Origin of the sequence: Pseudomonas sp. HD6422 (assembly GCF_025377065.1) — a bacterium.
GTDB lineage: Bacteria > Pseudomonadota > Gammaproteobacteria > Pseudomonadales > Pseudomonadaceae > Aquipseudomonas > Aquipseudomonas putida_U.
Map to the genome: position 1 here is coordinate 1 of NZ_JAHWIW010000016.1, position 10,045 is coordinate 10,045.

A 10,045-nucleotide genomic window follows, 5' to 3' on the forward strand; every position below is an offset into this window, starting at 1 on the left:
ACTCAGCAGTGAAACGATGCATCGCCGATGGTAGTGTGGGGTTTCCCCATGTGAGAGTAGGTCATCGTCAAGATTCAATCACAAAGCCCCTGTCTGCCATGCAGACAGGGGCTTTGTCTTTTCCGGCTACCCGATCGCAACCTTGCGTGCCTTGCCCAGGCGCCGCGCCTGGAGCTTGCGCCACCAGATATACACGCCGGTAAACGACAGCACGGCGATCACAAGGCCCAGTATGGCGATGAGGATCTGTCCACTCAGGCCGATGATCCGCCCACCATGGATCGGTAATTGCAGCCTATAGAAGCGCTCACCCAGCGTACCTTGACCGGCGATCTCCTCGCCGAGCAGGCGTCCGTCGCTGCCGTGAAAGAACAACCAGGACTTGCCGTGGGCCTCGGTGTCATGCTGTCCGAAACCCGCGCCGTAGAAGTTGTATTCGAAGCTGTAGTAGAGCTCGCCAATCGGGGCCGTGAGCCCCAGCCTCGCGCCTTCTTCCTGAGCCCGCTGGTAGGCTTGCTGGTAGTTCAGCTGCGTAACCCCCAGTTGCTCCTTCGGCATCGCGCCACGGGCCTCATAGACGCTTGGCGCTACCGGTGAGAACAACGACACGGCTGGTTTGAACACCTGTGCTGGCAGATTCATCGCCACGCTGCTTATGGCGATCGGTAGCAGCAGCAACCACAACCACAGTCCGCCCGCCCTGTGGATATCCATATTCAGCCGGTAACTGTGTCCACCCTTGATCTTCCATGCCGTTGACCACTTGCGCCAGAACGGGCGCCCGCGGGGGAGGGTGAGCAACAGGGCTATGAAACAGTCGATTACCCAAAGGATCGCCACACTGCCCATCAACAACAGTCCCCAATTACCCGGCAGGGTCAGGCTGTAATGCAATTCGAGGATGAACGGCATGAAGTTCTCCCGGGAGAAACAACAGTCGCCCCAATAGCGTTGGCCGAGGGTGTCGCCGCTGACCGGGTCCAGGTAGAAGACGGTGTTCTTCTCGGCGTAGGGGGAGCCGGTGACAGGATCGTTGCGTGGCACCATGGCCAGCAGCGCCGCATGCCCTGCCTCCTGTGGATACTCCATGTACCAGACCTGCAGACGAGGATGTTCCCCCTGCAACTTATCCACAAGCAGATCTGGCTGCTGGAGAGCACCCTTGGCCGGGGCTTCGTAAAACTGCGGGTTGAGCCACTCGTCCAGTTCATGATGAAAGGCCAGCAGACTGCCGGTGAGTCCCGCCAAGGCCAGGAATACCGCGGTCAGCAACCCCAGGTAACGATGCAGCAATACAGATAGTCGACGCATCTCGTCAAACTCCAGAAAACGCCAGAAACGAAAAAGCCAGCACCTGGGATCAGGCGCTGGCTCGGTGTTGCTCGGTGACGGGCTCAGAACTGATAGCTGACCGTGGCGCTGACATTGCGTTCTTCGCCCATGTAGCAGTAGTTCAGGCTCGCGCAGGAGGCGATGTAGGTTTCGTTGGTCAGGTTGTTGGCATTCAAGCGAACATCCACGCCCTTGAGGCCGACTTTGCCCAGGTCATAGCCAACCGAGGCGTCGAACAGGGTGTAGGAGGGCACCTTCATGCTGTTTTCCGCGTCCACCCAGCTGTAGCCCACGTAACGCATACCCCCGCCCAGGCGTAGGCCATCGAGGGGCCCCTGATGGAAGTTGTAGTCGGCCCAGAGCGAAAGCATCTGCTTGGGCGCCTGGGTTGGCGAGTTGCCGTTGTTGTCCACACCCGGGGCAACCAGGCTGGGCATCGACCTGGAGTACTCGATGTCGGTGAAGGTGTAGCCACCCAGCAGCTTCAGATTTTCGGTCACCTGTACGTGGGCTTCCAGCTCCAGGCCCTGGGAGCGCACTTCGCCGACAGCGCGGTAGAAGTTTTCGTCCGGCTGTTTGGAGGCCAGATTCTCTTGCTCGATGCGGAACACCGAGGCGGTGAACAGATTGTCGGTACCCGGTGGCTGGTACTTGATGCCTGCCTCCCACTGGGTGCCCTCGGTTGGCGCCAGGGGGCGACCGTTCTGGTCAGAGACGGTGTTGGGGTTGAACGACTCCGAATAGCTGACGTAAGGCGCGACACCGTTCTCGAAGAGGTACAGCACCCCTGCGCGAGTCGTGAAGTTGGAGCGGTTGTCGCTGACCCTGGTGTTGCTGTCGCGGTTTTCTTCAGACACTTTGACCCAGTCCTGGCGCAGGCCCAGGGAGAAGCGCCACTGATCCAGCTCGAGCAGATCCTGCAGGTACACCCCGGTTTGCTGTAGACGTCGCTGGTAGCGGTTTTCGCCCAGCACTTGAAGGTTGCCCTGGCCATACTGTGGAATGCTGGCATCCAGCGGGTCGACGCTGCCATAGCGCCACGTCACGTCGGCTTTGCGCCGTTGGTAATCGGCACCCAGCAGCAAGGTGTGCTTGGCAGCACCCGTGAAGAACTCAGCCTGCAACATGTTATCGATGATGTAGGAATGCAGGCGCTCATCGCCGCCGGTATAGGCGCGATTGAGGATGTTGCTGTCAGCATCCGCCCAACCAGCCGAGTAGACCTGGTCCATGGATACGTCGGAATCCTGATAGCGGAAGTTCTGCCGCGCGGTGAACACATCATTGAAGCGGTGTTCGAACTGATAGCTGAACGACTGTTGAGTGCGCTCGTAGTTGTCGATCCCTGGTTCGCCCTCGAAGAAGTGATCCGAGAGCCGCAGGCCATTGCGCGGGTGCAGCATGCCATCGGCCGGATTGCCGCCGTGATAGCCGCCATTGGGATCGTGTTGCAGATAGGCCTGCAGGGTCAGGGAGGTGTCTTCGGTGAAGTCGATGCTGACTGCAGGAGCGATGGTGTAGCGCTCTTCCTTGTTGTGATCGAATTGGGTGTCGGAAGCGTCCGCGAGACCCGTCAGTCGATAGGCGATTCGTTTGTCCTCATCGATCGGACCACTGAAGTCGAAGCCCATGCCCCGCTGGCCTTGGGTGCCGGCGCTGGCCTGTACCTGATGATAAGGGGTGAACAGTGGCTTCTTGCTGGTCAGCGCTACCAGCCCCCCTGGTGAGCTGCGCCCGTAGAGCACTGACGAGGGCCCTTTGAGCACATCGATACGTTCGAGGAAATACGGGTCTACCTGCAGGGTGCTGTAGGTGCCGTTGTCGCCCATGGACTTCAAACCGTCGAGGTAGATGTTGTCCACCGAGCCGTCGTTGAAGCCACGCATGGCCACATAGTCATAGCGATGGGTTGCGCCGTAGGGGTTGGTCAGTACTCCCGGGGTGTAGCGCATGGCCTGGGCGACTGTTTGCGCGCCCTGGTCATCCATCTGCTGACGGGTGACCACCGACACCGACTGCGAGGTCTCGACCAGCGGTGTGCTGGTCTTGGTCGCTACCTGGCTGTGAGTAGCGTTGTAGCCGTCCATGCTGCCCAGCGCGTTGCCGAGACTGAATCCGCGGACATCAGTGCTGGGCAATGACAGTGCGGCGCTGTCGGCTTGAGGCTGGATCACATAGCTGCGGCCGTCCTGGCTGACCGCTTCGAGGCCGGTGCCTTGCAGCAGCATGTGCAGCCCTTGTCCAGGCGAGTATTGCCCCTGCAGACCGTTGGACTGCACCTGACCGGTAAGCTGTGGCGTGCTCGACAGAGTTATCCCCGCCTGACGAGCGAACTGATTGAGCACGTCGTTCAATTGGCCTGGGGCGATAGCGTAGGCCTGGTGGGTCGGGGTCGATTCGGCAGCTTGCAGCAGCGAAGGGCTGCCAGCCAGACCCAGCGCGGTGCCGAACAGGGCTGCGCGGGCCGCTTTGCCCAGGTGAGCAGAGTTGAGGGCGGGTCGACGATCGTTCTCGACGAGAGGCAGGGCTGAGCGTGAGGCAAAGGGCATGAAAAGGTCCGTGATGAGTGAGGGCAGAAGACATCGCTTACTGTCCTAGCCGGACACCTGAGCAAAACCCGCCAAAAAATCAGCGAATCGACTCGACATCAGCCCAGTCGCTCTACCCGGGTCCACCACCGCGTCCGCTGTCGCAACTGCACCGGTAGCGTCTGCGGCAGCAGTTGCAGCAAGGCCTCGGGGTCTTCGAGACGAAACACACCTGAGAGGCGCAAGCCGGCGACTTCATCGGCACAGCTCAGATAGCCGTGGCGATAGCGGCTGATCTGAGCGAGGAAATCCACCAGTTGCATGTCGCGGGTGACGATGAGGCCTTCACTCCAGGCCATGCCATCCATTTCCACCTGCTCCAGACGCCGCGCGCCCTGGGCATCGATGCGCCAGTCCTGGGAGCCCTCCAACCACTGCAACTGGCCGTCGGGTCGATGCAGTGCGACCTGCCCCTGGCCGACGGTGACACGGGTGCAGTCGGCGTCCTGGCGAACATTGAAACGGCCCGCGAAGCCCTCGAGCAATGCCTCACGGGTTTGCACCAGCAGTGGGCGACCTGGGGCGGCGGGGTCGCTGCAGGTGAGCAGCAGTTCACCCTGCTTCAGCCGCAACAGACGTCGTGTCAGGTCGAAATCCAGATCCACCACGCTGCGCGTGTTGATTTGCAGCAAACCGCCATCGGCCAGATCGACGCTACGCCGCTCGCCCGTGGCCGTGGCGTAGTCGGATGTCCAGACGCGGACCGGCGCCAGATCCCTGGCCAACCAGCCGCTCGTACCCACCATCGCGATCCCGCCCAGCAATTTCAGGGCCTGGCGTCGGTGCAGCCGGCGCTGGCTGGTCTCCAATGTCTGCAAGGCCAACCCGGCGCCGGGTACGGCACGCAGGTCTAGGTCCTGGTGCAGGCGTATCACCCGTTGCCAGGCCTGTTCATGTTCTTGCTGAGCGTTACGCCACTGCTCGCAGCGCCGAGTCAGGGCAGGGTTGTCGCCGCTCTCGCGCAACCTGAGCATCCACTGGATGGCTTGTCTGACGGCCTTTGCCGAGGGGGCTGCTGCACGCATCGCTTCAGCGTTCGTCTTCATAGCGCAGCAGATAGCAATGGTAGAGCGCGTCGGCGACATAGCGCTCCACCGAACGCAGAGAAATGCCCATGTGCTCGGCAATCTGCTTATGGCTCAGGCCATCGCACTGAGCCAGGAGGAAGGCGCGGCGCACTTTCGGTTTGAGGCCATCGAGCAGGCGCGCGATGCGTTCGAGCAGTTCCAGCAAAAGCTCGCGGGTCTCGACGGAGGGCGCCTGGTATTCGGGCACCTGGGCCAGCGCTTCGAGGTAGGCACGGTGCAGTTCTTCACGGCGCCAGTGATCGATCACCAGACCGCGTGCCACGGTTCGCAGAAAGGCCCGCGGGGCGCTGAGCTCCAGGGCTTCGCGGCGCTGCAGCAGGCGCACGAAGGTGTCCTGGGCAAGGTCCGCGGCATCGGCGGCATTGCCCAGCTTGCTGCGCAGCCAATTGTGCAGCCAGCCGTGATGATGGCTATAGAGCGTGTGCACCGAGTCGTTGGGAGCCATGGCAGACAATGTTACTAATGATAATGACTCTCATTGTTGGCCGGCGACTCGTAGATTTGCAACCGGAATTTGCCACCGTGGCTGGCGGTGCTAGCCGTGGCTGGCAGGCTGGCGGTCCAGATACGCGCGAATGGTTTGCGCTCCCTTGTTCAAGTGCGCCTCCAGAACCTGTACCGCGGTCTCTACCTGGCGCTGACTGGCAGCGTCCAGCAAGGCCAGGTGATCGTCCTGGGTCAGTGTGCCCAGTCCCATGGACGAGAGGTGAAAGCGCAGGAAACGCTCTTCTTGGTTGAGCTCGTGCTCGATCAACCGCAGCAGCCTCTGGTTACTGGCCTTGCTGTACAAGGTCATGTGGAACAGACGATTGAGGCGGCCCAGCTCGGCGTGCTCGGTTTGCTCTTGCAGTTGCCGGATGTAATCACGGGCCTGATCGATGTCCTCTGGGGTGAGTCGTGGTACCGACTGGCGCAGCGCCTCGGATTCGAGCAGTACACGCAGGGCGTAGGTATCCATCGCATCTTCGCCGATCAATGGCGCGACCACGGCCCCTTTGTGCATTTCGACCTGCAGCAACCCCTGCGACTCGAGTTGGCGTAGCGCCTCGCGCACTGGCATGCGGCTGACGCCGAACAAGGTCGCCAGTTCCTGTTGGCGCACGGCGGTGCCAGGAGCCAGCCGGCCATCGAGAATGGCACTGCGCAGGCGCTCTTCAATCACCCCACGGGCCTCGTGCGCCGGGACCTGCTCGGGGCCGAACACACTGCTCAGTTTGATTTTTACGGCCACCCGGAACTACGCCTCGACGAAAACAGTAATTGGATCCAATCAACCTAGAGACAGACCGACCAGCCTGTCAAACCGTCGCCATCCGAAGCGGGGTCAAGCCGTGCGAAAACGCGGCTATCGTGTATCAAGTCTATGTGCAAAGGAAGCTGGATCACCGTGCCAGCCATGGAAAGTTTCGTCGAGCCGACCATTGGCGATGATGCCGTTCGCGGTCATTGGCGTTTTCCCACGTCAGGGAGCAACATCGGCGTTTCGCAACAGCTCGCACAGGTGTCGGCAGTGGTGGCCATTCGAGCCTTGAAACCTTCGGTGCTACGCCTGGCCTTGGCCGTGCTGCTTGGCGCGATGGTCATGGGCCTGCACGCGGATTGGGACTTCGCCCAGATCAGCCAGCGCGCCCAGGCCCTGTACGGGCCGCTCGGCCAGGGCAAGCAACGCATCGATGCCTGGCAGCGCCTGCTGTCGACCCAGGCACAAGGCAGCGAGATCCAGCGCCTGCAAGTGGTCAACCAGTTCTTCAACCAGCAACTGCGGTATGTGGAAGACATCGACCTGTGGCACGAAGTGGACTATTGGGCCACGCCGATCCAGTCGCTGGTCAAGGGCGCCGGCGATTGCGAGGACTATGCTATCGCCAAGTACTTCAGCCTGCGACGCATGGGGATTCCCAGCGAAAAGTTGCGCATCACCTACGTCAAGGCGCTGACCCAAAACCGCGCGCACATGGTGCTGACCTATTACGCCAGCCCCCAGTCCGAACCCCTGGTGCTCGACAGCCTGATGAACGCAATCCAGCCCGCGGGCCAGCGTAACGACCTGCTCCCGGTGTACGCCTTCAATGGTGAGGGTATGTGGCTGGCCAATGCCGCCGGCAACAAGAAGGTGGGGGATACCAAACGGTTGTCGCGCTGGCAGGAGTTGCTGAAAAAAATGCAGGCCGAAGGGTTCGACGGCGAACCCGTGTATTGAAGGAGCGTCGATGTCACTGTTCAAACAATTGCTGCTGGCTATTTGTCTGTTCCTGGTGGTCGCGTTCACAGGCAGCTTCGTGGTCAGCCTGGAAACCTCTCGCAGCCAGTACGTCAATCAGTTGCGCTCCCATGCCCAGGACGCCGCCACCGCCCTGGCCTTGTCGCTCACGCCCAATATCGACGACCCGGCGATGGTCGAGTTGATGGTCAGCTCGATCTTCGACAGCGGTTACTACTCCAGCATCAAGGTTCTCGATGTGGGCTCCAACGCCGTACTGGTCGAGCAGCACGCAGAGCCTGACAGCGGTGAAGTGCCGACCTGGTTCATTCGCCTGATCGGCCTGGAACCGGCGGCCGGCGATGCCATCGTCAGCCGGGGTTGGCAGCAGGCCGCACGGGTCGAGGTGGTCAGCCATCCGATGTTCGCCCTTGCCAAGCTATGGCAGGCCGCCTTGGGCAGCCTCGGCTGGCTGCTGTTGTGCGGTGCCGTAAGTGCCGCCCTCGGTGCGCTGTTGTTGCGCCGTCAGTTGCGCCCACTGGACTACATGGTCGAGCAATCCCAAGCCATTGCCCGGCGCGAGTTTCTCAGCCAGTCGAAGTTGCCCCGCACGCCCGAGCTGCGAAGAGTGGTGCAGGCGATGAACCAGATGGTAGAGAAGCTCAAGCAGCTGTTCAGCGAGCAGGCCGAACGCAGTGAACAACTGCGCGCCGAGTCATACCAGGACAACCTTACCGGCCTTGCCAACCGGCGCTACTTCGAGATGCAGCTCAACGCCAGGCTGGGCACCCAGGAAGAGGTGCGGCCCGGTTACGTGCTGGTCGTGCGCATGCATGACCTGGCCGGCATCAACGCGCGTCTGGGTGGCCAGCGTGCTGACGAGTTGTTGCAGGCCGTGGCGGACCAGTTGCGCCAGGCCTGTACTGGTCTAGCACATACCGATGACTTGATTGCCCGCATTCGCGGCGGTGAGTTCGCGGTGCTGGCCCCAGGCTTGGTATTCGAGGAGGCCGTGCACTTGGCCCAGGCACTGGAAACGGGTCTGCGCAGCCTTCATCAGACCGGCGCCAGCGATGTCGACCCGGTCGCGAGCATCGGTCTGGCCCCATACGTGCCAGGCGATTCGCCACATGCGCTGCTGGAGCTGGCCGATGAGGCCGTGTCGCGGGCCGAGAGCCAGGGTCGGCCGACCTGGGTATGCCTGCAGCAAGGTGCGGTTGCCGAGCGGGTCGACAGCCGCCACGCGTGGCACCAACGTCTTGACCAGGCGTTGATCCAAGGGCGCTTCGCGCTGTTCTTCCAGCCGGTGGCGGATAGCCAGGAGCCTGCTCGGGTGTTGCATTACAAGGTGATCTCCAGGCTCCAGGACGACCACGGCGAAGCGCTGGCTGCCGGGCGCTTCCTGCCTTGGTTGGAGCGCTTTGGCTGGATGCCGCGACTGGATCTGTTGATGTTGGAGAAAGTACTCGCGCACATGCGCTCGCACGACGAGGCGCTGGCGCTCAACCTGTCCGCCGCCACCGTGGCCGACGCCAAAGCGCTTCAACAGGTGTTCGAGCTGTTGGCCCGGCACGGTGCGCTCGGGTCGCGGTTGACGCTGGAGCTCGGTGAAGAACAACTACCCGAGCAGCCCGTGCTGGAGCAACTCACCCGGCACTTGCGTGACCTGGGCTTCAGCCTGGCACTGCAGCGTTTCGGTGGGCGCTTCAGCATGATCGGTAACCTGGCGCACCTGGGCCTGGCCTATCTGAAGATCGATGGCAGTCACGTGCGCAATATCGAGCACGAACAGCACAAGCGGCTGTTCATCGAAGCCATTCAGCGCGCCGCGCACAGTATCGACCTGCCGCTGATCGCCGAACGGGTGGAAACCGAGGGCGAGTGGCAGGTACTGCGGGAGATGGGCGTGCAGGGCGTGCAAGGGCGCTGGGTGGGCGAGCCTGCGCCTTGGCCCGATGAGTAGGGGCCGGCTTGCCTGGGATAGGGTCGGCATAGGCAACCCAATCGTCAGATCAAGCGATCTTCGTCTTCATCCGCAATCAGGTTGTTCAGGCCGCCCAGTGCCTTGCGCGCGGTGGAGCGGCTGAGCAATTTGGCCTGCGCTCCCGGTGGCAGGTCGGTGATGCTGATCACGCCCTTGGTGGTGAGCACCTCGATCAGGTCCTCGAGCACACGGATCATGTCCAGGTCGCTTTGCTCAAGTTGTTTCAGACTGCTCTGGACCGCATCTGCGGCAAGCCAGGCCTGAATGTCCGCGTGGTCGGCCGCGAGGATGTCCGTGAAGCCTTCGTAGGGAGCAGCTTCCACACGTAGCAACTGCCCCTGCTCGTCACGTTGCACGTAAAACATGGTGTCCATCCTCGTTACGATGAGTCCGTGTGGGCAGCTTAGGCAAAGTTCCCCCGACGCGCCTGTGGCTGGGCCTGCGTGCTGTTTTTTTCTGCCTTTTCAGCTAGGAAGTGACTCCCGAGGCGCCTCTCGAGCGTCTGATGGTCGGATCCCCGTGAACGTGATCTGCGACGTTTTGCCACATGCCGCCCATCAACTCCTGGCAATGGCACCTTGACATCGCAGCGCAAGCGCGTTGTAAAATTGACAGATCACGTTTGGCATACCGAAAATCGACGATTTTTTGACAGAAGATTGTCGCGTGAACGCCTGAACTTTGACTAATCACTAAGTGCGTAGTATCAGATGAGTGCCTCGAACGATATTCGTAGTTTGTTCAAGCAGTTTGGCGGTCAACCCGAGCAGTATCAGGAGTTCACACGTGATGACACTGGACGCGGAGCCTCCGGGCGCTGGCCATTGCTGTCCGGCTCTCCTGCGCCTGTCGT

The 10,045-nt window shown here is 61.5% G+C and carries 8 protein-coding genes and 1 pseudogene; 3 read left to right on the forward strand and 6 right to left on the reverse strand.

Going from position 1 to position 10,045, the window contains the following annotated elements:
* Positions 1–126 precede the first annotated feature (126 nt).
* From KY379_RS13320 to KY379_RS13340, 5 genes are all read right to left on the reverse strand, one after another.
* Positions 127–1,311, reverse strand: coding sequence for a PepSY-associated TM helix domain-containing protein (locus KY379_RS13320; protein WP_261240909.1), 1,185 nt, complete (start codon positions 1,309–1,311; stop codon positions 127–129).
* A gap of 83 nt (positions 1,312–1,394) precedes the next feature.
* Complete coding sequence (locus tag KY379_RS13325; protein ID WP_306466578.1) at positions 1,395–3,809, reverse strand: TonB-dependent siderophore receptor; 2,415 nt, start codon at positions 3,807–3,809, stop codon at positions 1,395–1,397.
* A gap of 170 nt (positions 3,810–3,979) precedes the next feature.
* Positions 3,980–4,945 carry a FecR domain-containing protein gene (locus KY379_RS13330; protein ID WP_133327816.1) on the reverse strand — a complete coding sequence of 322 codons (966 nt, stop codon included), beginning with the start codon at positions 4,943–4,945 and terminating at the stop codon, positions 3,980–3,982.
* 4 nt (positions 4,946–4,949) lie between these two features.
* Positions 4,950–5,453, reverse strand: coding sequence for a sigma-70 family RNA polymerase sigma factor (locus KY379_RS13335; protein WP_261240911.1), 504 nt, complete (start codon positions 5,451–5,453; stop codon positions 4,950–4,952).
* A 90-nt stretch (positions 5,454–5,543) separates the two neighbouring features.
* On the reverse strand, positions 5,544–6,239 hold the full coding sequence (locus tag KY379_RS13340) for a GntR family transcriptional regulator (RefSeq protein WP_133327813.1): 696 nt from the start codon (positions 6,237–6,239) through the stop codon (positions 5,544–5,546).
* A 156-nt stretch (positions 6,240–6,395) separates the two neighbouring features.
* On the opposite strand from KY379_RS13340, the gene lapG reads away from it, so the two are divergent.
* Both lapG and lapD read left to right on the forward strand, forming a co-directional pair.
* On the forward strand, positions 6,396–7,208 hold the full coding sequence (lapG, locus tag KY379_RS13345) for a cysteine protease LapG (RefSeq protein WP_409977271.1): 813 nt from the start codon (positions 6,396–6,398) through the stop codon (positions 7,206–7,208).
* A 10-nt stretch (positions 7,209–7,218) separates the two neighbouring features.
* Complete coding sequence (gene lapD / locus KY379_RS13350; RefSeq protein ID WP_261240912.1) at positions 7,219–9,171, forward strand: cyclic di-GMP receptor LapD; 1,953 nt, start codon at positions 7,219–7,221, stop codon at positions 9,169–9,171.
* Between the two features lie 44 nt (positions 9,172–9,215).
* On the opposite strand, the gene KY379_RS13355 is transcribed toward lapD, so the two are convergent.
* Positions 9,216–9,557 carry a tryptophan synthase subunit beta gene (locus KY379_RS13355; protein WP_133327810.1) on the reverse strand — a complete coding sequence of 114 codons (342 nt, stop codon included), beginning with the start codon at positions 9,555–9,557 and terminating at the stop codon, positions 9,216–9,218.
* Between the two features lie 345 nt (positions 9,558–9,902).
* On the opposite strand from KY379_RS13355, the pseudogene bcsR reads away from it, so the two are divergent.
* Positions 9,903–10,013 (forward strand): annotated as a pseudogene (bcsR, locus tag KY379_RS27410) (BcsR/BcsP family cellulose biosynthesis protein); the annotation flags it as partial.
* Positions 10,014–10,045 lie beyond the last annotated feature (32 nt).

What these genes read in the sequence shown, in the direction of transcription:
- KY379_RS13320 (WP_261240909.1), bottom strand. Translation starts at nt 1,311, where the DNA reads ATGCGTCGACTATCTGTATTGCTGCATCGTTACCTGGGGTTGCTGACC.
- KY379_RS13330 (WP_133327816.1), bottom strand. Translation starts at nt 4,945, where the DNA reads ATGCGTGCAGCAGCCCCCTCGGCAAAGGCCGTCAGACAAGCCATCCAG.
- KY379_RS13335 (WP_261240911.1), bottom strand. Translation starts at nt 5,453, where the DNA reads ATGGCTCCCAACGACTCGGTGCACACGCTCTATAGCCATCATCACGGC.
- lapD (WP_261240912.1), top strand. Translation starts at nt 7,219, where the DNA reads ATGTCACTGTTCAAACAATTGCTGCTGGCTATTTGTCTGTTCCTGGTG.
- KY379_RS13355 (WP_133327810.1), bottom strand. Translation starts at nt 9,557, where the DNA reads ATGTTTTACGTGCAACGTGACGAGCAGGGGCAGTTGCTACGTGTGGAA.